19 protein-coding genes are annotated in these 23,758 nt (G+C 73.0%); 9 read left to right on the forward strand and 10 right to left on the reverse strand.

Annotation, left to right across the window (positions count from 1 at the left end):
* Positions 1–21 precede the first annotated feature (21 nt).
* From E0L36_RS04135 to E0L36_RS04145, 3 genes are all read right to left on the reverse strand, one after another.
* A complete protein-coding gene (locus E0L36_RS04135; RefSeq protein ID WP_180927465.1) occupies positions 22–669 on the reverse strand; it encodes a response regulator transcription factor in 648 nt (215 codons plus the stop codon).
* A gap of 259 nt (positions 670–928) precedes the next feature.
* Complete coding sequence (locus E0L36_RS04140; RefSeq protein ID WP_180928587.1) at positions 929–1,957, reverse strand: Gfo/Idh/MocA family protein; 1,029 nt, start codon at positions 1,955–1,957, stop codon at positions 929–931.
* A 17-nt stretch (positions 1,958–1,974) separates the two neighbouring features.
* Entirely contained in the window at positions 1,975–2,346 is a 372-nt protein-coding gene (locus E0L36_RS04145) for a 5-carboxymethyl-2-hydroxymuconate Delta-isomerase (RefSeq protein ID WP_180927466.1), read from the reverse strand.
* A gap of 473 nt (positions 2,347–2,819) precedes the next feature.
* Here E0L36_RS04145 and E0L36_RS04150 point away from each other — a divergent pair, with 473 nt between their 5' ends.
* Complete coding sequence (locus E0L36_RS04150) at positions 2,820–4,265, forward strand: sensor histidine kinase (protein WP_180927467.1); 1,446 nt, start codon at positions 2,820–2,822, stop codon at positions 4,263–4,265.
* 87 nt (positions 4,266–4,352) lie between these two features.
* Here the strand turns inward: E0L36_RS04150 and E0L36_RS04155 are convergent, their stop codons facing one another.
* Both E0L36_RS04155 and E0L36_RS04160 read right to left on the reverse strand, forming a co-directional pair.
* Positions 4,353–4,712, reverse strand: coding sequence for an arsenate reductase family protein (locus tag E0L36_RS04155; protein ID WP_180927468.1), 360 nt, complete (start codon positions 4,710–4,712; stop codon positions 4,353–4,355).
* A 183-nt stretch (positions 4,713–4,895) separates the two neighbouring features.
* Complete coding sequence (locus E0L36_RS04160) at positions 4,896–6,569, reverse strand: regulator (RefSeq protein WP_180927469.1); 1,674 nt, start codon at positions 6,567–6,569, stop codon at positions 4,896–4,898.
* 270 nt (positions 6,570–6,839) lie between these two features.
* Here E0L36_RS04160 and lipB point away from each other — a divergent pair, with 270 nt between their 5' ends.
* From lipB to E0L36_RS04175, 3 genes are all read left to right on the forward strand, one after another.
* Positions 6,840–7,634: a lipoyl(octanoyl) transferase LipB gene (lipB, locus tag E0L36_RS04165; protein ID WP_180927470.1), complete on the forward strand. Its 795-nt coding sequence runs from the start codon at positions 6,840–6,842 to the stop codon at positions 7,632–7,634.
* A gap of 119 nt (positions 7,635–7,753) precedes the next feature.
* The gene (lipA, locus tag E0L36_RS04170; protein ID WP_180927471.1) at positions 7,754–8,719 is read left to right on the forward strand and encodes a lipoyl synthase; all 966 of its coding nucleotides are present in this window, start codon (positions 7,754–7,756) and stop codon (positions 8,717–8,719) included.
* 534 nt (positions 8,720–9,253) lie between these two features.
* Complete coding sequence (locus tag E0L36_RS04175; RefSeq protein WP_180927472.1) at positions 9,254–9,943, forward strand: DUF4191 domain-containing protein; 690 nt, start codon at positions 9,254–9,256, stop codon at positions 9,941–9,943.
* A gap of 643 nt (positions 9,944–10,586) precedes the next feature.
* Here E0L36_RS04175 and E0L36_RS04180 read toward each other — a convergent pair.
* Positions 10,587–11,057: an RDD family protein gene (locus E0L36_RS04180; protein ID WP_180927473.1), complete on the reverse strand. Its 471-nt coding sequence runs from the start codon at positions 11,055–11,057 to the stop codon at positions 10,587–10,589.
* Between the two features lie 503 nt (positions 11,058–11,560).
* On the opposite strand from E0L36_RS04180, the gene glnA reads away from it, so the two are divergent.
* Positions 11,561–12,976: a type I glutamate--ammonia ligase gene (gene glnA / locus E0L36_RS04185; RefSeq protein ID WP_180927474.1), complete on the forward strand. Its 1,416-nt coding sequence runs from the start codon at positions 11,561–11,563 to the stop codon at positions 12,974–12,976.
* A gap of 736 nt (positions 12,977–13,712) precedes the next feature.
* Positions 13,713–14,453, forward strand: coding sequence for a GNAT family N-acetyltransferase (locus E0L36_RS04190; protein ID WP_180928588.1), 741 nt, complete (start codon positions 13,713–13,715; stop codon positions 14,451–14,453).
* A gap of 105 nt (positions 14,454–14,558) precedes the next feature.
* Here the strand turns inward: E0L36_RS04190 and E0L36_RS04195 are convergent, their stop codons facing one another.
* Complete coding sequence (locus E0L36_RS04195) at positions 14,559–14,972, reverse strand: Fur family transcriptional regulator (RefSeq protein WP_180927475.1); 414 nt, start codon at positions 14,970–14,972, stop codon at positions 14,559–14,561.
* A gap of 422 nt (positions 14,973–15,394) precedes the next feature.
* Between E0L36_RS04195 and katG the strand changes: the two genes are divergently transcribed.
* Positions 15,395–17,617: a catalase/peroxidase HPI gene (gene katG / locus E0L36_RS04200; RefSeq protein ID WP_180927476.1), complete on the forward strand. Its 2,223-nt coding sequence runs from the start codon at positions 15,395–15,397 to the stop codon at positions 17,615–17,617.
* A gap of 266 nt (positions 17,618–17,883) precedes the next feature.
* Here katG and E0L36_RS04205 read toward each other — a convergent pair whose 3' ends face one another.
* Both E0L36_RS04205 and E0L36_RS04210 read right to left on the reverse strand, forming a co-directional pair.
* On the reverse strand, positions 17,884–18,027 hold the full coding sequence (locus E0L36_RS04205; RefSeq protein WP_180927477.1) for a hypothetical protein: 144 nt from the start codon (positions 18,025–18,027) through the stop codon (positions 17,884–17,886).
* A gap of 354 nt (positions 18,028–18,381) precedes the next feature.
* Entirely contained in the window at positions 18,382–19,968 is a 1,587-nt protein-coding gene (locus tag E0L36_RS04210; RefSeq protein WP_180927478.1) for a GMC oxidoreductase, read from the reverse strand.
* 539 nt (positions 19,969–20,507) lie between these two features.
* Here E0L36_RS04210 and E0L36_RS04215 point away from each other — a divergent pair.
* The gene (locus tag E0L36_RS04215; RefSeq protein WP_219636093.1) at positions 20,508–20,816 is read left to right on the forward strand and encodes a hypothetical protein; all 309 of its coding nucleotides are present in this window, start codon (positions 20,508–20,510) and stop codon (positions 20,814–20,816) included.
* Between the two features lie 91 nt (positions 20,817–20,907).
* Here E0L36_RS04215 and E0L36_RS04220 read toward each other — a convergent pair whose 3' ends face one another.
* Positions 20,908–21,672 (reverse strand): TetR/AcrR family transcriptional regulator, encoded by a 765-nt coding sequence (locus E0L36_RS04220; RefSeq protein ID WP_180927479.1) that lies wholly within the window; start codon positions 21,670–21,672, stop codon positions 20,908–20,910.
* Between the two features lie 81 nt (positions 21,673–21,753).
* Here E0L36_RS04220 and E0L36_RS04225 point away from each other — a divergent pair, with 81 nt between their 5' ends.
* A complete protein-coding gene (locus E0L36_RS04225; RefSeq protein WP_180927480.1) occupies positions 21,754–23,520 on the forward strand; it encodes a serine hydrolase in 1,767 nt (588 codons plus the stop codon).
* Positions 23,521–23,758 lie beyond the last annotated feature (238 nt).

The following is a 23,758-nucleotide window of genomic DNA, read 5'->3' on the forward strand; positions in this document are numbered from 1 at the left end:
TGGGGATGCTCCTCATGGATGTCAGTCGCGGTCCAGATAGGCCAGCACGGCGAGGACCCGGCGGTTGTCGTCGTCCGAGGGCGGCAGCTCCAGCTTCCCGAAGATGTTCGACGTGTGCTTGGCGACCGCCCGTTCGGTGACGAACAACTGCGCCGCGATGGCCGCGTTCGACCGGCCCTGCGCCATCAGCTCCATGACCTCCTTCTCCCGCGAGGTCAGCGCCCCCATCGGCGCGTCCTTCGAACGCCGGGACAGCAGCTGCTGGATCACCTGCGGATCCATCGCCGTACCGCCCGCCGACACCCGCCGTACCGCGTCCACGAACTGCTCGGCGTCGAAGACCCGGTCCTTCAGCAGGTAGCCCACCCCGCCCCGGTCGTCCGCCAGCAACTCCCGTGCGTACAGCTGCTCCACGTGCTGGGAGAGCACCAGCACCGGCAGTCCGGGGCGCTCGGCCCGGGCGTGCAGCGCGCACTGGAGCCCCTCGTCGCTGAAGGACGGCGGCAGCCGGACGTCCACGACCGCGACGTCCGGTTCCAGCTCGGCCAGCGCCCGGCTCAACGCGGGCCCGTTGTCCACGGCGGCGGCGATCTCGAAGTCGTACGCCTCCAGCATCCGGACCAGTCCGTCGCGGAGCAGGAACAGATCTTCGGCGATCACGACACGCACGGGTGCACTCCAAGGATGGTCCGCGAGGCGGTGCGCGAGCGGTGCTCGCGCGAACAGCGGGCTGGTGCGCCGAATCTACCGTCTGCCGCACGCCTCCCGCGCCGCCAGCGTCCCGCCCCCGTTTCCGCCCGCCCCTCCGCTCCCCACCCCACCCGTTCCGCCCGCCGCCATCCATCCACCCGACCCGCCCGTCAGTCCGCCGCGCCCGCCCCGGGCGAACTCCCCGGTGGGCGGCCCCGGAAGCGGCCGGGCGGTGGGGTCAGGAGCCCCCGGCCATCTCCCGTGTGCCGTCCTCGGCCGTGGCGAGCGCCGCCTCCGCCGCCGCCAGGATCTCCGTGACGCGCAGCCCGAAACGGGCGTCACAGAAGCGGGTGGCCGCGTACTCCACCTCCCCGTCAGCGCGTTCCCCCGCGGTGGCCCCGGAGGTCCCGGGGGCTGCGGACGCCGCCGGGGCCGTCGCGGTGCCGGAGCCCGTCGCGCGGGCCGCGGTGAGCAGGGTGTCGACGGCCACGCCGAACGCGTCGGCTGCGGACGTCGCCCGCTCCGGCAGCGTGGCGATCCCGGCGGGCCCACGCACCCGCGCCGACACCTCGGCGGCGGCCGGGGGCACCGAGTGGCTGAGCCCGACCGTGCTGGAGGCGCCTCCGGTGTGGCGGAACGTGAGGTGCACCGTGTCGCCCGGGCCCCGGCCCACCCCGATCCGCTCCGTGACGACGTCCCCGAGCAGCGGCAGCAGCACCGACAGCGCGTGCGGTCCCACGTCCCACAGGGCGCCCTTGGCCCGACGCCAGGGAGAAGCCGCGAACGGGGAGTCGGAGCCGCCGAACACCGGGGAGAACCAGTCGGCGCCGCCTGTCAGCCAGTCGCCGTGCTCCTCGGCGGCCCGCCGCTGCTCGCGGATCCAGTCGGCCGTCGGCTCGCTGAAGTGCAGCGTGAAGAAGACCACGGACGCCACCCCGGCGCGCTCCGCCGCCTCCGCCACCTCGCGCGCGGCGCGCTCGGTGGTCGCGACGGGCTTGTCCAGCAGCAGGTGACGGCCCGCGTCGGCGGCCCGCACCGCCAGCGGCGCCTGGACGTCCGGCGGCAGCGCGACGGCGACGGCCTCGCAGTCGTCCAGCAGCGCCCCGGCGTCGGCGTAGGGCCGGGTGCCGAGCCGCTCCGCGAGCGCGGACGCGGCCTCGGTGCGGCGTCCCCACACCCCGGTCAGCTCGACCCCGGGGTGTGCCGCGAGCGCGGGCCCCTGGGTCAGCTCCGCCCAGGGGCCGGTACCGAACAGCCCGACGCGCAGCGGGCGTTCACCCGCCGTCACGACGGCAGCCGTTCGGTGTGGCTGGCGTAGCTGCCCCGGGCGAGGTCGCTGACGTCCACCGAGAGGTGCAGCGCGCAGCCCGGCACCGGCTTCACGAAGTTCCGGGTGAGCGCCAGCACCGATCGGGACAGTTCGGTCTTGACCTCCGGGGTGCGGCCCGAGAGGACCCCCACCTCGATGTGCACCATGGCGATGTCGTCGGTCCCGTCGGAGAGGACGGACTCCTCGATCCGGCGAAAGCGCGTCTTGCAGCCCTCCACACTTCCCTCGATGGTGTTGGCGACCAGCGGATGGAGGGCGAGGCCGAAGCCGCGCCGGTCGAACGTCTCGGAGAGCGCGTCGGAGTAGTCGACGGTGATGTGCGGCATGGGGGCAGCGTACGGGGTCGCCGCGAACGGCTCACGCCTGCCTCGCGGGCCCCGCCCGCCCGTGCCCCGCGCCCTCCGGCGGCCCCTCCCGCGCTCCCGAACACCCGGTCCGCTCCCGGGAGTCGGCTCGACGGACGGGCCGTGACGGCCGCGCCGGCGGGTCCCCGTCCCGCCCGCCCGCGCCTGTCCGTGTCCCCGTCCCGACCCGGGGTGAGGAGGACCGCCGGGGTGGCCGCGGGGTGGACCTAGCACCACCCCGGACGTGGGGGAGGGAGCCCGTGACCCGCTGACCGGGGAGGCGCAGACTGTGTACGGGCCGGGTGGGTGGCCCAGGATGGTGCCGGGACGGGCCGTGGGGTCGGCCGGACGGCACGATCGGACTCAACCCGACGGACGGGCCGGACGGGCTGAACGGGCCGGATGGGCCGGATGGGCCGAACGGGGTGGGACACGGTGCGGAAAGGGAAACGGACATGAGCGCGGAGGCGGTTGACGGTACGGCCAGGGGCGGAACCCCCCAGCCGCCGGGCCCGGCGGCTGGGCGGAGCGGCGCCGCGCGCCGGGAGCCGTACCCCGGTCCGCCGCCCCCGCTCCCGGCCCGGCCCCCCGGCCGGGACGACCGGGACCGCCGGGGCGCACCGGCCCGGCGTGCCGGGATCCAGGGCGCCCTGCTGGCCGCCGTCCGGGGCTTCGGGCTCGCGCTGCTGGCGATCACGGTCTCCCCGGTCCTCTTCGTGCTGACCGTGGTGTCCGTCTGCCTGATCCCGCTGGGCCTCGGGGTCTTCGTCACCCCCGCCGTCCTCCGCCTGGTGCGGGCCCACGCCGAACTGCGCCGCCGTCTCGCGCACGACTGGACCGGGGTGACCATCCCCTCCGCCTACCGCCCGCTCCCGGCGGACCTGCGGGACGGCGTCACCGGCCAGGTAGAGCGCTGCATCCGCCTGCTGAAGGACCCGGCCACCTGGCGCGACGTGGTCTGGCTGCTGGTCGACGCCACCGCGGGCTTCCTCTGCGCCCTCATCCCGCCGGGGCTGCTGGTCTACGGCATCGAGGGCTTCGTCGTCTTCGCCGGTGTCTGGCGGGTCCTCCAGGGCGGCTACTGGTACGGGTTCGTCCCGGTCACCGGGTTCGGCAGCGCCGTGATCTGCGCCTGCCTCGGCAGCGTCCTGCTGCTGCTCTGCTACCGGCTCAGCCACCACCTCGTCCACGCCCACTTCCTGCTCGCCAGGGCCTTCATCGCCCCCGGCCGGGAGGCGTTGCTGGCGGAGCGGGTGGAGCGGTTGTACGCGACGCGGCATGACGCGGTGGACAGTTCGGCCTCGGAGTTGCGGCGTATCGAGCGGGATCTGCATGACGGGGCGCAGGCGCGGCTGGTGGCGATGGGAATGAGTCTGGGGACGATCGAGGCGCTGGTGGAGAAGGATCCGGCGCGAGCCAAGGAACTGATCGCGCAGGCGCGGCAGAACTCGGCGGAGGCGCTGACCGAGCTGCGGGACCTGGTGCGCGGCATCCACCCCCCGGTCCTGGCCGAACGCGGACTGCCCGACGCCGTCCGCGCCCTCGCCCTGCGCATGCGGACCCCCGTCGAGGTGGACGTCGAGGTGTCGGCCCGGTTCGAGGAACCGGTGGAGTCCGCCGCGTACTTCGCCGTCAGCGAGGTGCTGACGAACGCCGTGAAACACGCGCAGGCCACCCGGATCTGGATCGACATCCACTACAGCGCCGACGAGGGCGGGATGCTGCGGATCGCGGTGACCGACGACGGGCGGGGCGGCGCGGACCTGACCGCCGGTTCCGGGATGGCCGGGATCGAGAGGCGGCTGGGCCAGTTCGACGGCATCCTCGCCGTCAGCAGCCCGCCCGGCGGCCCCACCCTCGTCACCATGGAGATCCCGGCCGTGCCCGTGGTACGCGGCTGACACGCCCCGGACGACGCCCCTCGGACCCCGCGCGGCCCGGCGGTGCCCCGGCTCGGTAGCTCAGCGAACCGCGCACCGTCTCGCGGCTCAGCGGCTCAGCGTGCCGCGCACGGCCTCGTCCGTCCTCGCCACCACGGCCGAGCCGTCGTCGGCGGTGATGATCGGACGCTGGATGAGCTTCGGGTGCTCGGCCAACGCCCCGATCCAGCGCTCCCGTTCCTCCGCCGCACGCGGCCAGTCGGCGAGCCCCAGCTCCTTCGCCACCGCCTCGCCGGTCCGGGTGATGTCCCACGGCTCCAGCCCGAGCCGCTCCAGCACCTCGCGCAACTCGTCCGCGCTCGGCGGCTCGTCCAGGTAGCGGCGCACCGTGTAGGTGGCGCCCTCCTCGTCCAGCAGCCGCAGGGCGCTCCGGCACTTCGAGCAGGCCGGATTGATCCAGATCTCCATGCCCCCACGCTATGCCGTCCGCCGCCGCCAGCGCAGCGGCCCGTCGTCACATCCGCCCGCCGACCGCGTGGGAGCCGCCCCGTCCGCGTCCGGGCCGTGCGGACCGTACGAACCCCCGGCGGACCGGACGAGGGCCCCGCGGGTCGCCCGGAGGCGAGCCGCGGGGCCCGGTGGGGACACGGCTCAGCCCAGCGCCGCCACCTTCTCCCGGTAGCCGCGCACCGGAGCCGCGTCCCGGTACGGCTCCAGCCGCCGCTCGAAGTCCCGCACGTACTCGTGCGCGCGGACCGAGCGCATCTCCGCGGCCTGCACGGCGGCCTCCGCGGCGAGCGTGCACGCCTGTTCCACCTCGCCCAGCCCGAGTCGCGCCGTGGCCAGCACGATCCGGCAGAACAGCCGGCTGCGCGCGTACCCCGCGCCGCGCAATTGGAGGGAGCGCTCCGCGTGTTGGGCCGCCGCCCGGTACTGCTGGAGGTCCCGGTGGCTGTGTCCCGACTCGTCCGCCAGCTGGGCCTCGTCGAAGAACCGCGCCCACTGCGGGACGTCCTCGCCCGGGCGGGCCGTCTCCAGCGCGCGTTCCGCCCGGGCGAGGGACGCGGTGCAGGCCCGCACCTCACCCAGCACCCCGTGCCCCCGCGCCTCGGCGGCGTGCAGCAGCGCCTGGACGGTGGGCGGGGCCGAGGCGCCCACGCCCTGCTGCGCGACCCGGGCGAGCTGCACCGCCTCCCGGCCGTGCCCCAGGTAGACCGCCTGACGGCTCATCGTGACCAGGACGTAGCTGCCGAAGGCGCGGTCGCCCGCCGCCTGCGTCAGCCGCAGCGACTGCACGAAGTAGCGCTGCGCCAGCCCGTGCGCGGCGATGTCGAACGAGGTCCAGCCCGCGAGCCGGGTCAGGTCGGCGGCGGCGGCGAACAGCCGGCGGCCGATCTGCTCGCTGTAGACCCCGCGCAGCATCGGCTCCGCCTCGTGTTCCAGGTACCGCACCAGCGCCTGCCGGGCGTGCCCGCCGCCGTAGGCGTGGTCGAGGGCGCGGAACAGCTCGCAGACGGAGCGCAGCGCGGCGATGTCACCACCGGTCACCCGCTGCCCGGGACGCCGTTCGACCCGCTCCATCCGGTCCCCGACCACGGTGGCCCCGGCCGCGCCGACCGCCCCCGGCCCCCGGTTCTGCGCCGGGACGCGGAGCCCACCCGCGGCCCGCCCCGGAACCGTGCCGGGGCGCGGAGGCGGGACCGGACGCTGGCCCACGGCCGGGGCCGACGTGCCGGTGCCACCCGGTGGAGCCGCGCCCGCCGGACCGCCCGGCGCGGTACCGGGCCGGGCGGGGGAGCGGGCCGCTCCGGCGGCCGGATGCTCGGCCCCCTCCGGATCGACCCCCCGCGCGACCCGTTCGTCGGGCCGTCCGATCAGCCAGTCGCGGCTCGGCACGACCAGCCCGGCCGGGGTGAAGGCGATCTTCCGGAGTTCGGCGTGGGTGCCGGAGTCCTTGCGCCACAGGCCGCTGACGATGTCCACCGCCTCGGCCGGGCTCGCGGCGAACTCCAGGCCCGCGTAGACCGGCGCGCACGCGTCGAGGCCGAGGTCCTGCGCGGTCAGCCGCCGGCCGAGACGGCGGGTGAAGACCTCGGCGATCAGCGCCGGGGTCGTCCCGCGTGGCTGTTGACCACGGAGCCAGCGGGTGACGGACGTCTTGTCGTATCGCAGATCGAGACCGTGCTCCAGACCGAGCTGGTCCACCCGCCGTGCGAGCCCGGCGTTGGAGAAACCGGCCTCTGCGATGAGCGCGGCGAGCTGACGGTTGGGGATGCGCTGTGGGGAGGACTGCGAAGAGGTGCCTCCGGGTCGTTCCGTCGTCATCGGGTATGCGGTCTCCTGCCCTCACGGCTTGCGGCAGACGCCGGGGCGCCCTGTTGGAACGGCGCGAATGTAACGGCCTGCCACCCTGGGCTGGACCTTCTTGTCGGGTATTCATCCGTACGTGTGAGTGAGCGGCCCCCGCGGGCAGCGCCTCGGCCAGCCGTAGAGTGGAGCGGACGTGACGCGGAGGGCGGCGGCGGAGGGGAGCCGTCCCGGCCGCGCGAGAGACCGCGGCGGGCCGCGGACGGACTGCGAGAAAGGGGCTCCGCGATGAGTGAGCTGCGCTGTGTCCATCTCGGCTTCGGCACCGAGGCGGTGGAGTACGAGGCCGCCTGGCGGGAGCAGCGCGCGGTGCACGCGGCCCGGTTCGCGGACGAGATCCCGGACACCTGCCTGCTGCTGGAGCATCCGCCGGTTTACACGGCCGGGCGACGGACCGAGGACAGTGAACGCCCGCTGGACGGAACGCCGGTGGTCGATGTTGACCGCGGCGGCAAGATCACCTGGCACGGCCCGGGGCAGCTCGTGGGCTACCCCATCCTCAAGCTCCCCCGCCCGGTGGACGTGATCGCGCACGTCCGCCGTCTGGAGGAGGTCATGATCCGGACGTGCGCGGAGTTCGGTGTCCACGTCACGCGGGTCGAGGGCCGCAGCGGCGTCTGGATGCTGGGCGAGGAGACCGCGGCGGGCCCGTCCGCCTCCGGCGGCCTCGCCCTCGACCTCGCCCCGGGCACCTCCGCCACCGAGGACCCGGAGTTCGACCCCCGGCTGAACGGCCCCGAGTACGCCCCCTCGAACGCCGGGCAGCGCGGCGCCGACCGCAAGCTCGGCGCGATCGGGGTACGGGTGGCGAAGGGCGTCACGATGCACGGCTTCGCGCTGAACTGCGATCCGGACACGACCTGGTTCGATCACATCGTGCCCTGCGGCATCCGGGACGCCGGGGTCTCCTCGCTCTCCGGCGAACTCGGCCGGGAGGTGCCCGTGCGCGAGGTGCTGCCGGTGCTGGAGAAGCACCTGCGGGCCGTCCTGGAGACCGCCGAACCGCTGCCCCGCGCCGTCTGAGGCGCGCCGCCCGCCACGGGGCACCGGGCGGCCACCGTCCCTCACCGGGATCTGACCCCGCACAGCACAGGCGTAGGCTGGTACACGCCGTGGAATCGAAAGTACGTTGGGAGCCGGACGTGTCCGCTGACGCATCCGAGGGGCAGCCAGTACCGGGGCCGGAAGGCCGCCGACTGCTGCGTCTTGAGGTACGGAACAGTCAGACCCCGATCGAGCGCAAGCCTGAGTGGATCAAAACCCGGGCGAAAATGGGCCCCGAATACACCGCGCTGCGCAAGCTCGTCCAGGACGAGGGCCTGCACACGGTCTGCCAGGAGGCCGGCTGTCCCAACATCTTCGAGTGCTGGGAAGACCGCGAGGCGACCTTCCTGATCGGCGGCGAACAGTGCACCAGGCGCTGCGACTTCTGCCAGATCGACACCGGCAAGCCCGCCCCGCTCGACCGGGACGAACCACGCCGGGTGGCCGAGTCGGTGGCCCGCATGGGCCTGCGCTACGCCACCGTGACCGGCGTCGCCCGGGACGACCTGCCGGACGGCGGCGCCTGGCTCTACGCCGAGACGGTCCGCGCGATCCACGCCGCGATGCCCGGCACCGGCGTCGAGCTGCTGATCCCCGACTTCAACGCGGACCCCGAGCAGCTCGCCGAGGTCTTCTCCGCCCGTCCCGAGGTGCTCGCGCACAACGTGGAGACGGTGCCCCGGATCTTCCGCCGGGTGCGCCCCGGCTTCCGCTACGAGCGGTCGCTCCAGGTGCTCACCGAGGCTCGCGAGGCGGGGCTGGTCACCAAGTCCAACCTGATCCTCGGTATGGGCGAGACCCGCGAGGAGGTGAGCCAGGCGCTGCGCGACCTGCACGAGGCGGGCTGTGAGCTGATCACGATCACCCAGTATCTCCGCCCCTCCCCGCGCCACCACCCCGTCGAACGCTGGGTCAAGCCCGAGGAGTTCGTCGAGTTGCAGAGCGAGGCCGAGGAGATCGGCTACGCCGGGGTCATGTCCGGCCCGTTGGTCCGTTCGTCCTACCGGGCCGGGCGGCTCTACCAGCAGGCCGTGACCGCCCGCGGCACCGTCCCCTCCGCCTAGCCCCCCGCGGCACCCGCAGCCAGCCGCGTTCCTCCGTCCGGCCACCCGCGTCCCCCCGCCCGCACTCAGCTCTGGCTGCCACCCGCTCGGCGGGGCCGGTCCCGGGACGCGGGTATCGGGCCACCGGACCCGGCGCCTCGCTCACGGGCGGCCGCGCTCTCCGGGGGAGCCCGGTGCGCGGGCGGCGTCCACGGTCCGCCCCGCTCCCACGCACCCTCCCCGGCCGCGACCGCCCGGCGGAGCACACGTCCCGCGTACGAGGACCGCCCGCCACCCGGCACGCCTCCCGTCGTCCGGCAGGGGCGTCCGTCACCAGCTTCCCGGCTCCGGCAGGGGCGCCGGGCGCTCGCTTGCTGGGGCCCGGCACCGGCGGCCGACGCCCGGTGTGTCCGCCGGGTCGCCCCCGAAGACGGGACGCTTCCCGTCGGCCCCCGGAAGGCGGGCACCCTGTCACTCCGGTCACATAGCACCGCGTAACCGCTCTAAACCCGGCCGGGACATCCGACGCCCGTCGGGCCCCGTAAACTCTCTCCTATGGCGAAGGACGACTCCCAGAAGTCAGGCCGGATCAAGCAAATCGGCCAGACCTACAAGATGACCCGGCGTGCGGACCGGTGGATCGGCTGGATTCTGGCGGGCGTAGGGCTTGTCACCTTCGGGGTTTTCCTCGGTATCGGCTTCCTGCTCGGGCACCCGATCTACCTGGGCATCCTGGGTGTGCTCCTAGCGCTGCTGGCCGTGGCGATCGTCTTCGGGCGGCGGGCCGAGCGCGCCGCCTTCGGTCAGATGGAGGGACAGCCCGGTGCCGCCGCCGCGGTGCTGGACAACATCGGCCGTGGCTGGACGGTCACCCCGGCGGTCGCGATGAACCGCAACCAGGACGTCATCCACCGCGCCGTCGGCCGGGCGGGCATCGTGCTGGTGGCCGAGGGCAACCCCAACCGGCTCCGCTCCCTGCTGGCCTCCGAGAAGAAGAAGATGGGCCGGATCGTCGGCGAGGTGCCGGTGCACGACATGGTGGTCGGCAACGACGAGGGCCAGGTCCCGCTGAAGAAGATCCGCCGCAACATGGTCAAGCTGCCCCGCGTCCTCCAGGGATCGCAGGTCACCGAGGTCAACGACCGGCTGCGGGCGCTGGGCGACCTGATGAGCAACATGCCCGTCCCGAAGGGCCCGATGCCGAAGAACGCGCGCATGCCCAAGGGCATGCGCGGCAAGCCCTGACCCGAGGCAGCAGCCTCACCGTCGCGGGCCCGCGGGGGCCCGGCGCCCGGCCACGGTCACCGACAGTGCGCGCCTAGCACCGCGTGCGGTACGGAACCCGAGACCGCGCCCCACGAACCGACGTGACCCACCGACGTGACTCGACCCCTGGGCCCGGAACGCGCGCCGTTCCGGGCCCAGCGCTGTGTCCCGGGGACGCGCGTAGCGGCGCGGGACGAGCGTCCGGGATCGGGACGGGCGTCCGGGCCGGGACGGGCGCCAGCGATACGGCGCGGGCCGCGCGGCCTGACGGAGCTCCCTGCCCCGGGTGGTGCGCGCGAGGCGACACCGGAGCTGACCGTCGGGCGCCGACGCGGCCGGAAGGCGCCGCCGAGCAGAACGCCACGGCGAGGCGGAACGCGCAGCCGGAGCGGAAGGCTCCGACGGAGCCAACGTGTCGAGGGAACTGGACGCGTCGCACGGAGCTGCGCGTCACACGGAGCTGAGTATGTCGATGTCGACGGGGCTGATCGCCGGGCGCCTCGGCACCGCCCGACGGTCACCGACGCGGAGCGAACCAGTCAGCCGCCACTCAGACCCGGATCAGACGCGGATCAGACTCCGACACGGTCAGATACGGACACGGATCAGACACGGACAGGGATCAGATGCGGACCTCAACCGACTTGGCGAGCCGGTCGTGCAGCCCGCGGCCGTCCCGGTCCCAGACCAGCGCGGGGATGGCCAGCCCGAGCAGCACCGTACGGACAGCGGCCCGCCAGAGCGGCAGCCGTACCAGTCCGTCCTCCGAGACCACCCGCATCCCCAGCAGCCGCTTGCCCGGAGTGCACCCGACCGTGCCCACCGTCACCAGGCTCAGCACCAGGAACACGACCATCGTCCACGCGTCCGCGGCTCCCAGGTCCTGCCCGGACAGCAGGCCGTAGGCCACCAGCAGGGAGAGACCCCAGTCGATGAGGATCGCGGCGAAGCGGCGCCCGGGCCGGGCGAGCGACCCGGTGCCCTCCCGAGGCAGGCCGAGGCGTTCCCCCGGGTAACCGAAGTCGGCGCCCATGCTCTCGGCGGCGGCCTTGGGGCCGGAGAGCCACGATCCGATTGCGTCCCTGTTGTCCACCCGTCAACGGTAGCGCGGGCCCCGAACGGCCCTCACGGAAGGTCGCCTCTCCGGCCGCCCCACCCGTCGGCGCCGCCCTCACCCACTCCCCGGAACCCGGGGATCCGCCTCCCGCTCCATTCCGTACCGCCCCGCTCCGTACCGCCCCGCTCCGTCCCGGTGGTTCGGAGCGATGGAGCGGTGGGCCCACGGAGAGTCACCAAGAACCACGGGCACGGGGCGATGGACCGTGGGAACGAGGGACCCGTAGCCCGGGAACCGAGGCACACACCCTGGGAACCTGTGACACACGCCCCTGGGAATCGGGGAAGCCCGCCAAGTACGGGCCCGGACCGGCCCGGATCTGGGTCGCTCACGGCGCTGGCCACCTGGTTAACATCAGCGAAACAAATGGGTCATGATTGAGAAATGGCCCCTGCCTAAGGTCGGCGGCAGCGCGCCACCGCACTGGCTAGCGCCCCGGAGAATTCCCGTCCCCTCGCGGCGGGGCTAGGAGGAGTTGGATGTTCCAGAACGCCGACGAGGCCAAGAAGTACATCGCTGACAACGACGTGAAGTTCATCGACGTCCGATTCTGCGACCTGCCCGGTGTGATGCAGCACTTCGCGGTGCCCGCCGACGGCTTCGACCCGACCGAGAGCCTGATGTTCGACGGGTCCTCGATCCGTGGATTCCAGGCCATTCACGAGTCCGACATGGCCCTGGTCCCGGACCTCTCGACGGCGCGCCTCGACCCGTTCCGCAAGGAGAAGCACCTCAACATCAACTTCTTCATCCACGACCCGATCACCGGCGAGCAGTACAGCCGTGACCCGCGTAACGTGGCGAAGAAGGCCGAGGCGTACCTCACCTCCTCCGGTATCGCGGACACCGCGTTCTTCGGCCCCGAAGCAGAGTTCTACGTCTTTGACGACGTGCGTTTCGAGACCAAGGCGAACGCCGGCTACTACCACATCGACTCCGAGGCCGGAGCCTGGAACACCGGCGCTATCGAGGACGGCGGAAACCGCGGTTACAAGGTGCGCTACAAGGGCGGCTATTTCCCGGCCCCGCCGGTCGACCACTTCGCCGACCTGCGCGCCGAGATCTCCCTCGAACTCTCCCGGGCGGGGCTTGAGGTGGAGCGCCAGCACCACGAGGTCGGCACCGCCGGACAGGCCGAGATCAACTACAAGTTCAACACCCTGCTCGCCGCCGCCGACGACCTCATGCTCTTCAAGTACATCGTGAAGAACACCGCCTGGCGGAACGGCAAGACAGCCACCTTCATGCCCAAGCCGATCTTCGGTGACAACGGCTCCGGTATGCACGTTCACCAGTCGCTGTGGAGCAACGGCTCCCCGCTCTTCCACGACGAGCAGGGCTACGCCGGACTCTCCGACACCGCCCGCTACTACATCGGCGGCATCCTCCGGCACGCCCCCTCGCTGCTCGCCTTCACCAACCCGACCGTCAACTCGTACCACCGCCTGGTCCCGGGCTTCGAGGCGCCGGTCAACCTGGTCTACTCGCAGCGCAACCGCTCCGCCGCGATGCGCATCCCGATCACCGGGTCCAACCCCAAGGCGAAGCGCGTCGAGTTCCGCGCGCCCGACCCGTCCTCCAACCCGTACCTGGCCTTCGCGGCGCTGCTGATGGCCGGCCTCGACGGGATCAAGAACAAGATCGAGCCCGCCGAGCCGATCGACAAGGACCTCTACGAACTCGCCCCCGAGGAGCACGCGGACGTGGCCCAGGTCCCGACCTCGCTCCCCGCGGTCCTGGAGGCCCTGGAGGCCGACAACGAGTACCTCCAGGCGGGCGGTGTCTTCACCTCCGACCTGATCGAGACCTGGATCGACTACAAGCGCACCAACGAGATCGCCCCCATGCAACTCCGCCCCCACCCCCACGAGTTCGAGCTGTACTTCGACATCTAAGAGGCGGGGTCGGGCGACCTGGGCCGGAGCGGCGGAAGCCGGTTCTGACCCGTGGGGACGCTTCGTAGCGTCCATTGCCGGTACCGCTGGTTCTCCGGGCTCTTGTGCACCGGATGTGCGGCGGCTGCGGGATTGTCTGACGTAGCGTCAGCGTCGACGGTGAGGGTCGCCTCCCCAGACCGGGGAGGCGACCCTCACCCTTTTCTTGCTGTGGGCGACTTTTGTTGTTGTGGGGACTTCTGGGGGCTGGCGGGTGGGGCGGAGCGCCCTCTCGTGGTGGGCCAGCGGTCGTGAACCGTACGAACGTTGGCTGATGCGATACCAGGAAGAGGAACGACCGTCGCCTCGGGAGCCGACGCAGCGGGTGTGGCGAGCGAGTCCGGGTATGCGGCCCGGACCCGCTTGAGGTTCGGGTCTCGGTCGTCTGATACTCCGCCCCCCCGCACCCCCAGCGGCATGGCCGATGGGAGGGGGCATGGCGGCCGGACGGCGGAGTCGTGTGGGGCCGGTCGGTGTGGTTCGCGCACGGGGCGGTTCGTGTCCCGGTCGGCTGGGGCGCGTGGGGTCGGGGAGCGCCGTCCGGGCCTGGAGGCGGGAAGGGGGAAAGGGGCCGTGGGGGAGGGAGGTGGCGTGCTGTACTGGGATGTCCGTGCATGCCGGTGATTGAGGGGAATTCGTGGGCGTTCCTGTGGAGTCGGTCGAGTCAGTGGAGCAACTGGCCTCGGTGTGGCGGACGATGGTCCTGGACCGGGATCCGGACGCGGATGTGCGGGACCTTCCCGGTGTCGCTGTGCGCTGGGTGGACTGCCGCTTCCCGTTCTGGAACTGCGTGGCGCTGACGGAGGTTGGCGTGGACGCCGGGGTGCTGGCGCGGCGGCTCGGTGAGGCGGCGGAGGTCATGCGGGGGAAGGAGAACCCGGGGTTTCTCTGGGTCTTCGAGGACCTGCTGGACGAGGGGGCGCGCGCGGGGCTGACGGCGGCGGCCGGGCGGGCGGGGCTGGAGCGGGCGTTCCCCGGTACCGGGATGGCCGTGGAGCCGCTGCGGCTCGCGGAACCGTCACACCCGGACCTGCGGTTCACGCGGGTGACCACGGACGCGTTACTGACGGCGTACGCGGACATCAACTCCCGTGCGTACGACCTGGAGTTGGCCGACGGCCGGGACGGTCTCGGGGGGTCGGCGCTGTGGAAGAGCGGGGTGTTCGCCTTCCTGGGTTTCCGGGGGGAGACGCCGGTCACCTGTGCCGCCGCGGTGGAGGCGGAGGGGCGGTTGTTCGTCCTGATGGTGGCGACGCTCCCGGAGTGGGAACGGCGGGGGTACGGCGAGGCGGTGACGCGGAGGGCGCTCTACGAGGGTGTTCGCGTCACCGGGCTGACCCGGGCGACGCTGCACGCGACGGCGGCCGGGGCGCCGGTGTATCCGCGTATCGGGTTCCGTCCGAACTCCCCTATCAGCTTCTTCCGTTGGGCTGGATGACAACCAGCTACTTCCGTCGGGCTGGATGACGGCGAACGGATCGCACGTATGGAGGGGTTCGTGTGATCCGCGAGCAACCGCCATGCGGGGACGGTGGCTTGTGGTTCAGGTGGGGGCGCAGGAGGGGCAGAGGCCGCGGTAGGTCACCTCGGCCTCGTGGACGGTGAAGCCGTAGCGCTCGGTGGTGGGCAGGTCGGCGAGGGGGTCGCCGCTGGGGTGAACGTCGCGGATGGTGCCGCAGACCGAGCACACCAGATGGTGGTGCGGGAGGGCGTTGGGGTCGTACCGTTTGGCGCGGTCGTCGGTGGCGAACTCGACGACCTCGCCCAGTGAGACGAGTTCGCCGAGGGTGTTGTACACGGTCGCCCGGGAGATCTCGGGGAGCCGGGCGGCGGCGCGCTCCAGGACGTCGTCCGCGGTGAGGTGGACGTGCTCGCCGTCGAGTACCTCGGCGACCACGCGACGCTGTGCGGTTATCCGCCAGCCGCGTGCGCGAAGCCGTTCCAGCAGGTCACTCATGACCCTCCAGCCGCCTAACGGGGGATCGCCGGACCAGGAATCCGTGAATCCGTACGGCCCTGGTTGTCGTATTGACTTGGACTGAGTCCATCGTAGGATCGACTCCAGCGAGAGCCAAGGGACAGAACAGGGGCGGGGAAAGGTACGTGACGATTCGAAAGACGCGTCCGCGCGCCGGAGAGTCGCGATTCCGAGCGCGTCGTCACCCTCAACCGGCGTGCGGTCCGGGCGGGTTGACGCGGAACGCCGTACGGCCGCCGCCTTCGCCGTCGGCCGTCCGACCGGTGAACCCGGCCCCCGTTGCCGGCACTTCGGGTGCCCGGAGGGACACGCCCGGGATGGCCGACGGCGTTCCATGTCCTGACCGTTCCACCGCGCGCAGTTCCTGAGCACCGTAATCCGCCTGGTCCGGAAGGATTTCCATGCCTGAGAACCATGACGCAACGGCCGTAGACGCGACGACGGAGGGTGGCTGCCCCGTCGTGCATGGACGCGCCCCGCACCCCACGCAGGGTGGTGGAAACCGCCAGTGGTGGCCGGATCGACTCAACCTGAAGATCCTCGCCCCGAACCCCGCCGTGGCCAATCCGCTGGGTGAGGACTTCGACTACGCCGAGGCGTTCAACTCCCTTGACCTGGCGGCCGTGAAGCAGGACATCGCCGAGGTGCTCACCACGTCGCAGGACTGGTGGCCGGCCGACTTCGGGCACTACGGCCCGCTCATGATCCGCATGGCCTGGCACAGCGCCGGGACCTACCGGATCAGCGACGGCCGGGGCGGCGCCGGTGCCGGGCAGCAGCGATTCGCGCCGCTCAACAGCTGGCCGGACAACGCGAGTCTGGACAAGGCCCGCCGTCTGCTGTGGCCGGTGAAGAAGAAGTACGGGCAGCGGATCTCCTGGGCGGACCTGCTGATCCTCACCGGCAACGTGGCGCTGGAGACGATGGGTCTGGAGACCTTCGGCTTCGCGGGCGGCCGGGAGGACGTGTGGGAGCCCGACGAGAACGTGTACTGGGGTCCCGAGACGGAGTGGCTGGGCGACGCCCGATACACCGGCGACCGTGAGCTGGAGAACCCGCTCGGCGCCGTGCAGATGGGCCTGATCTACGTCAACCCCGAGGGGCCGAACGGCAATCCGGACCCGCTGGCCGCGGCCCGCGACATCCGGGAGACCTTCCGCCGGATGGCGATGAACGACGAGGAGACCGTCGCCCTCATCGCCGGTGGGCACACCTTCGGCAAGACGCACGGCGCGGGACCGGCGGACCGGGTGGGCGCCGATCCGGAGGCCGCGCCGATGGAACAGATGGGCCTGGGCTGGAAGAGCAGCCACGGCAGCGGCGCGGGCGCCGACGCGATCACCAGTGGTCTTGAGGTGACGTGGACGAGCACCCCGACGCGGTGGGGCAACGGGTTCTTCGAGAACCTCTTCGGCTACGAGTGGGAGCTGACGGAGAGCCCCGCCGGGGCCAAGCAGTGGGTGGCCAAGGACGGCGCGGGCGCGGGCACCATCCCCGACGCGCACGACGCGTCCAGGAGCCACGCGCCGACGATGCTCACCACCGACCTCGCCCTGCGCTTCGACCCGGTCTACGAGCCGATCTCGCGCCGCTTCCACGAGAACCCGGAGGAGTTCGCGGACGCCTTCGCCCGCGCCTGGTTCAAGCTGACGCACCGTGACATGGGCCCGGTCGCCCGCTACCTGGGCCCGGAGGTGCCCGGCGAGACGCTGCTGTGGCAGGACCCGCTGCCGGAGCGCACGGGCGAGCTGATCGACGCCGCGGATGCCAGCGCCCTCAAGGAGCGGGTCCTCGGTTCGGGCCTCACCGTCGCCCAACTCGTCTCCACCGCCTGGGCGTCGGCGTCCTCCTTCCGTGGAAGTGACAAGCGGGGCGGCGCCAACGGCGCGCGGGTCCGGCTGGAGCCGCAGCGCAGCTGGGAGGTCAACGACCCCGAGCAGCTGGCGGTGGTGCTGGAGGCCCTGGAGGGCATCCAGGAGACCTTCAACTCCGCCCAGTCCGGCGGTAAGCGGGTTTCCCTCGCCGACCTGATCGTGCTCGCCGGTGGTGCCGCCATCGAGAAGGCGGCCAGGGACGCCGGGCACGACGTGGAGGTGCCGTTCACTCCCGGCCGGGTGGACGCCACGCAGGACCAGACGGATGTGGAGTCGTTCGCCGCGCTGGAGCCGAGCGGGGACGGGTTCCGTAACCACGTCGGCAAGGGCAACCGGCTGCCCGCCGAGTACCTGCTGCTCGACCGGGCAAACCTGCTGAACCTGAGCGCCCCCGAAATGACCGCCCTCGTCGGTGGGTTGCGTGTTCTGGGCGCCAACCACGGCCAGTCGAGGCACGGTGTCCTCACCGACCGGCCGGGCACCCTCACCAACGACTTCTTCGTCAACCTGCTGGATCTGGACACGACGTGGAAGTCGACCTCCGAGGCGCAGGACGAGTTCGAGGCCCGGGACGGCAGCGGCGCGGTCCGCTGGACCGGTACCCGCGCGGACCTCGTCTTCGGCTCCAACTCCGAACTGCGCGCGGTCGCCGAGGTCTACGCGAGCGATGACGCGGGGGAGAAGTTCGTCGGTGACTTCGTCGCCGCCTGGCACAAGGCGATGGACCTGGACCGGTTCGACGTCGCCTGAGCGCTGAGCGCCGGGTACCGAGCACCACCCTGTCCCGTGGGCGGGTCGGCTTCGTCCGGCCCGCCCACGGGCGTGTCCCGTCCCGGGTTCGCGCCGCGTCCCGTACGCGGTCGCCGTGGGCGCCGCACGAGCCCGACCGGGCTGTGGGGCACGGCTGACGGGGGCACGGGATCGGCGGATGGGCGGAGCCGGAGGGCACGACCGGCAGGGAGCCGGTGGGTGGGCCCCGTGGGGGGCGTGGGTACGGGGCCCGGTGGTGCGTCCGGTCAGCGCTTCTTGCGGCGGCGCGCCTGCCGCGGGGTCCACTCTCCACGGTGGAGCTGGCAGCGGGAGTGGCCGATCATCGCGGGGTTCTGGCAGCGCCTGCCCGTGGTGGTCCGGGTCGACCCGCACGTGACCTGCTTGCCCATACGTCCTCCTCTCCGTCCTCGTCGGGGTCCGTTCCGCATCCTCGCGGAGGTCGCGGCCCGGCGGCGCGGCATCGCCCGCCGTCGGCCGATTCCCTCTCGTGGTCGGCCGATTGACCGCATACTGGGGCGGCCGCGTACGTGGCGGACACGCACCACCGGGCGACGAGGCTCCTCATGTGTCGGGAGAGGAAAGGCGGTTGGGAGCAGCGGCAGGCCGTACGGCGTCCCTCGACGCCCGGGACAGCATGGGTTGGGCGTCGTGGACGTGAAGTGACGGTCAGCGCACGGGGGTTGCTCCCGCACCGACCGGGCGACGGCCGTGGGGCGCGCGGCCCCGCGTGGGACCGGCGCGGCTTAGATGACCGTGCCGACGTCCTCGGACACCAGGGCGTCCAGGGCGCGTTCCGCCACGGCGGCGATCGTCATCGACGGGTTGCAGGCGCCGGTCGTGCCCGGCAGCAGCGCACCGTCGAGGACGTAGAGGCCGCGCTGGCCGAGCACCCGGCCCTCCAGGTCGCACACCGTCCCCATGGCGGCGCCACCGAGCGGGTGCAGCGTGGTGTTGACGACGCTGTTGGTGTCCGTGAGGGTGCCCAGACCGCGGGCGACGGCCGAGATCCGCTGGTGGATACGGCGGTGGCTGCCCGCGTCCCCGTGGCGCGGCCAGTGCAGGGTGACGGTGTCGGTGCGGGCGTCGTACCGGAAGCGGCCGCGGTCGGGGCTGACGCCGAACCCGAACAGCAGCGTCGTGTGGGCCGCGGCGGCCAGCGGCGGGAGGGACGACTGGGTGATCGTGTGGGCGGTGGCCGGATCGTCCCAGTCCTTGCTGCCGTAGACGACCGGTCCGCCCTGGACGGGGCCGAGTTCCTCCTGGAGGCCGCTCCACAGGTAGATCCGGTCACCGTTGGTGCCCCAGCCCCTGCCGAGTCCGTCGGGCAGGTCGGGTACCGCGCCGGTGGCGCTCGCCCGCACCAGGAGCTTGCTGGTGTTGAGGCTGCCCGCCGCCATGACCAGCGCCCTGGTGGTGAGGATCTTCTGTTCGAGGACCCGGCCGCTGTCGTCGGTACGGTCCACGTACACCCGCCAACGCCCGTTCTTCGTACGGGAGATGGCGGTGACCTGGTGGTGTGTCGCGAGGCGGACCCGGCCGGTCGCCTCCGCCCGCCGCAGGTAGGTCACGTCCACCGAGTGCTTGCCGCCGAACACGCAGTCCCCGCTGGTGTAGGCGGGCCGCATCTCGCCACGCAGTTCGGCGAGGGCGTACTCCCAGTCGATCGGCATCGGGATCCTCCCGAGGTGGTGGCCCGCCGCCCGGACCCGCCGCGCGAAGTGCCGCGCGAGGCGGTAGTTCGGAGTCTCGACGAGCCGGTTCGGCGCGGTCGCCACACCCAGCGTCCGCGCGACCCTCGGGTAGTGAATCCGGTCCATGCGCCGGTAGTTGAGCTTCTCGGGCAGCCAGGTACGGAACACCGCCTCGGAGGGCTGGAGGGTCATGCCCTGGTACACGAGCGACCCGCCACCCACCCCGGCGGCACAGACGGCCAGCATGTCGCGCCCGAGCACCGGCTCCAGGAGCCCGACGTGTGGCGCGAGGTCCAACGGGGCGCCGAGCAGCCGCGCCAGGGGCCGCACCGCCTCGGGAACGGTGCCGTGCCAGAGCACCCGCCGGTCCGGCCGGGACAGCCGGGGGAAGGTGTCCGCGTTCGGCCCCGTGGGCCAGCGGCGCCCCCGCTCCAGGACGGTCACCGAAACGCCCGCGCGCGCCAGCCGGAGCGCCGCCACACCGCCGCCGAACCCGGAACCGATGATCACCACCCGATGGTCTTCTCTGGTCAGACGGGTGCGGGCGGGGGAAGTGGCCTTCGCGGAGGACGGCAGCAGGCTCGCCGCTCCGAGTCCGGCCGCGCCGGTGAGCAGGGTGCGCCGGGCGGTGCTGGGCATGGGCGGCTCCGGTGGGGAGGGCGACGGGCCGGGCCGCGCGGTCGTCCGGGCCGCCCGGCGGGGGCGTTGGTCGGCCGTCAATGTAGGCGGTGCGGGGGAGGGGACGTCGGTCTTCGGTCGCCCCGCGCGTCCGTCGCCCCCAGTGTGGTAACGCCACCTGAACTGCCGGACTGAAGCAGGCGGTTGGATGTGAGGCGCGCCAGATCGACGGCGGACGCGTGGAGGGTGGACGGAGGAAGTACGGAAGTGCGGCCGGGCGCGGGGGTGTTCGAGCCATCGCGGGGAGGGGACGGCGCGGGCCCTCCGCGTGCGGGCAGGGGCGGGCGCGTGCGCGGTGGGGCGGCTGGCGAGGGGGTGGCGATCACGGCCGGGGGCGCGGGCGTACGCACGATCGGCACCCCGGGGGCGGCGGTGAGCGGACGCCGCCGGTTCCCGGGTGTGGGGTGGCGCGCCCCGGGAGGGGGCGGCGGCTGGCAGCATGGAGCGCCCCGCCGGGCCGGTGAGTGACGGGGCTGGCGTACGGCGGGGTGGGTGGCCGAGTGCCGGTCGCCGTACGGGAGGTGGAGATGGTGGGGCACGACGGAGAGGCCGAGGGAACGGCCCCGCGCGACGGGGCCGGGGACACCGCCCTGACCATGGGGGTGGTCGCGCTGGTGTGCGCCTTCGTCCCGGTCATCGGTGACTACGTGGCCGCCCTGACCGGTCTGCTCGCCGTCGTGCTGGGGGTGGTGGGGATCAGACGAAGCGAGCGGGGCGCCGCGACGAACTTCGGCGCCTCCTTCGCCGGGGCCGTTCTGGGGGCGCTCGCCATCCTCGTCGTCGCGCTCATGTTCGCTGTGACCCGCTGAACCGACCCCGGTACGACGGCCGTTGGCACGGTCGGCCGCGCGCGCCGGGAGTTCTTCCGCCCGACGGCCCACCCGCCCTGAGCGGCAGCCGTCAACCCGTGCCGCCGCCCGTGCGGTTGGTGTCCTCCGGCGACGTGCCCCGCGCACGCCCCGTGTCCCCCGGATCCCGCGTCTCTCTCGTGTTCGGTGCGTCCCCTGCGCCCTGGTTCCGGGTCGTTCCGGCGTACTGGCGGCACTCCCCGGTGAAGACGGTGGCGAGTTCGGTGGTGAGGACCGAGGCCGCCAACTCCGCAGCGGACAGCTCGTTCACCCCGTCGGGGTCGCGGTAGACCTGCGCGGCCAGGCCCTCCGCGACGGCGGTGAGGCGCACCGCGGCGGGCCACGGGTCGAGTTCGGGCGGGACCTCGCCGCACTCCTTGCCGTTGTGCACCGCCCGCGCCACGTCCGCGCGCAGTTGGCGGGCCGTCTCCACGTCGACCTCGGCGAGGGCGGGGGCGTCCAGCGCGCGCCCGGCGAAGGCCCGCGTCACCCGGAACTCGGCCCGGCGGGTCTCGTCCAGCGGGACCAACTCGGCCAGCACGCCGGCCATGACGTGCGCGATCGGCCGCTGGTGCGCGACTCCCGCCCGAATGCGGTCCTCGGCCCGGTGGCGGACGCGGGCGGTGACCGTCCTGAAGGCGTGCAGCAGCATCTCGTCCTTGGAGCGGAAGTAGTGCTGCACCAGGCCGACGGACATCCCCGCGGTGGCGGCGGTGCGCGCGATGGTGACGGCGTCGAGCCCCGCCTCCGCGATGAGCTGGCAGACGGCGGCGGCGATCTGGCTCCGGCGTTCCTCGTGGTCTGCGGTCCTCGGCACTTGATAACCGTACCAGCGTACGGTAAAAACCGTACCGCCATACGGTTATCCGGCTCGCCCCGCCGAACGACGAGGAGCCTCATGAACGTCCGCCCAGGTCAGGCCGGTACGCGAACGGCCCCACGGCCCCCGCGCCGGTTACTGACCCCGCTGCTCGTCCTGGCCTGCCTGCTCCCGCTCGCGCGGCCCGCCACGGCGTCGCCGACCGGCCCACCCGAGAGCGGAGCGCGGTCCGCCCCAGCCGCCTCGTCCGCGACGGCTGCGTTCCGGCCGGACTCCGCGCCGGACCGGAGTGCCGGACTCTCCCGCCGCTACGCCGAGTTGGACCACTACATCCGCGACCGGATGAAGACGACCCGAACTCCCGGCCTCGCCTACGCCGTTGTCGGCCCCGACGGTCCGGAACACCAGCGCTTCTGGGGAACGGACGGAAACGGCAGGCGCGTTGGGCCCGACACCCCCTTCCTTTGGGGATCGGTCGCCAAGCCGATCGCCGCGAGCGCCGTACTCACCCTCGTGCAGGACGGGCAACTCGGCCTGGAGGACCGGGTCGTGGACCATCTGCCGGGATTCCGGTTCGGCGGCCGCGCGCACGCGGCCCGCGTCACCGTCCGGCACCTGCTCCAGCAGACCTCCGGGCTGCCGGAGTCGGCCACGTTCCGCGTCACGGACTGCCTGGACGCCGACTGCCCCCGTCCCGCCGACCGCCTCGGCGCCCTGGACGGAGTCGAGCCGCTCGGACCACCGGGCTCCGCGTACGCCTACTCCAGCGCCAACTACCTCGTCCTGTCGGCGGTCGCCGAGGCGGTCACCGGCCGTCCCTTCGCCGAGCAGCTGCGGCGCGGCGTCTTCGAACCGGCGGGAATGGACGGCGCCATAGCGGACCGGACGACCGCCCGTGAACGCCAACTGCCCCCGGGGTACAGCCTCCTGTGGGGCAGGCCTGCCGCGGTGTCGGACGGTGTCGACCAGCACGGTGCGGGCTACGGCTACATCGGCGGCAACCTCCAGGACCTCGCCGCCTTCGCCGCCCTCCAACTCCGCTCGGGCCAGACCGCCGACGGCGGCACCGTCCTCACCCCCGATTCCGTCCGGCGGGCGCGAACAGAGGGCAGGCTCCAGCCCGACGGCGATCCCACCGGGTACGGGATGGGCTGGCGGATCGGCGGTCTCGACGCCCCCCTCAACAACGCGCTGTGGCACACCGGCGCTTCGCCCGGCTACTCCGCCATGATCTTCCTGCTGCCGGAGCGGGACACCGCACTCGTCCTGACGCAGAACCTGTACGGGCTGCTCCACGACGACGCGGTGATGCGCATCGGCTTCGACGCCGCACGGATCCTGGCCGGAGGCCAACGGCCCTCCACCGAGGACCCGTTGGCGTCGGACTACCACCTGACGATCTGGGGGCTGACCGCGCTGGCGCTGGCCCTGCTCCTCGCCGCGGCGCGCGCGGCCCTGCTGCTCCGCCGACCCCCCTCGCGCGGATCCGCGTGGCGCCGCGTCGTGCCGACCGCGCTCTGGTGCCTGCCCGCGGCGCTGCCCGGCACCGCGCTGCTGCTCAGCCGCTACATGAGCCCGTCCCAACTGCACGCCTGGCTACCGGACGTCGCCATCGCGCTCTGGGTCGCGACCGGGGCGGGTGCTGCGACCATCGTCCTGCGGGTCGTCCTCGCCATCCGCTCCGCCCGCTCCACCCGAGCCCGCTCCACCTCGACCTCACGGCCCCAACTCGCCGCCGTGGGCCGCCGGGGAACCGTCAGGACGCGGGCCGGCAGGTCGAACTGGCTGCCGCAGAGGGTCCGTTCCGTGGAACGCGCCAGCACCGCCCAGACGCCGTCGAGTTGACGGTTGCCATCCCGGGAAAGCCCTTCCTGCCTGCGCGTTCATCGACTGCTTAGCGTCGGCTGCTTCACTCGGTACCGGTTGTCGGTCCGCGACTCGGGGCGGACCGCGACCAAGGGGGATCTGGGCCCGGAGCCGGGGTCGGCTCCGGGCCCAGGCACAGGGGCGACGCGGTGCGCGTGGGGGCGTTCCGCCCGCCCCGCTCCTCCCGTCCTCGCCCGCGCCCCGCCCCGTTCCTTCG

The organism is Streptomyces sp. AJS327 (genome assembly GCF_013450295.1).
Classification (GTDB): domain Bacteria; phylum Actinomycetota; class Actinomycetes; order Streptomycetales; family Streptomycetaceae; genus Streptomyces.

What these genes read in the sequence shown, in the direction of transcription:
- E0L36_RS04155 (WP_180927468.1), bottom strand. Translation starts at nt 4,712, where the DNA reads ATGGAGATCTGGATCAATCCGGCCTGCTCGAAGTGCCGGAGCGCCCTG.
- E0L36_RS04210 (WP_180927478.1), bottom strand. Translation starts at nt 19,968, where the DNA reads ATGCCCAGCACCGCCCGGCGCACCCTGCTCACCGGCGCGGCCGGACTC.
- E0L36_RS04145 (WP_180927466.1), bottom strand. Translation starts at nt 2,346, where the DNA reads ATGCCGCACATCACCGTCGACTACTCCGACGCGCTCTCCGAGACGTTC.
- katG (WP_180927476.1), top strand. Translation starts at nt 15,395, where the DNA reads ATGCCTGAGAACCATGACGCAACGGCCGTAGACGCGACGACGGAGGGT.
- E0L36_RS04225 (WP_180927480.1), top strand. Translation starts at nt 21,754, where the DNA reads ATGAACGTCCGCCCAGGTCAGGCCGGTACGCGAACGGCCCCACGGCCC.
- E0L36_RS04205 (WP_180927477.1), bottom strand. Translation starts at nt 18,027, where the DNA reads ATGGGCAAGCAGGTCACGTGCGGGTCGACCCGGACCACCACGGGCAGG.
- E0L36_RS04190 (WP_180928588.1), top strand. Translation starts at nt 13,713, where the DNA reads ATGGTCCTGGACCGGGATCCGGACGCGGATGTGCGGGACCTTCCCGGT.
- glnA (WP_180927474.1), top strand. Translation starts at nt 11,561, where the DNA reads ATGTTCCAGAACGCCGACGAGGCCAAGAAGTACATCGCTGACAACGAC.
- E0L36_RS04195 (WP_180927475.1), bottom strand. Translation starts at nt 14,972, where the DNA reads ATGAGTGACCTGCTGGAACGGCTTCGCGCACGCGGCTGGCGGATAACC.
- E0L36_RS04175 (WP_180927472.1), top strand. Translation starts at nt 9,254, where the DNA reads ATGGCGAAGGACGACTCCCAGAAGTCAGGCCGGATCAAGCAAATCGGC.
- E0L36_RS04150 (WP_180927467.1), top strand. Translation starts at nt 2,820, where the DNA reads ATGAGCGCGGAGGCGGTTGACGGTACGGCCAGGGGCGGAACCCCCCAG.
- E0L36_RS04160 (WP_180927469.1), bottom strand. Translation starts at nt 6,569, where the DNA reads ATGACGACGGAACGACCCGGAGGCACCTCTTCGCAGTCCTCCCCACAG.
- lipB (WP_180927470.1), top strand. Translation starts at nt 6,840, where the DNA reads ATGAGTGAGCTGCGCTGTGTCCATCTCGGCTTCGGCACCGAGGCGGTG.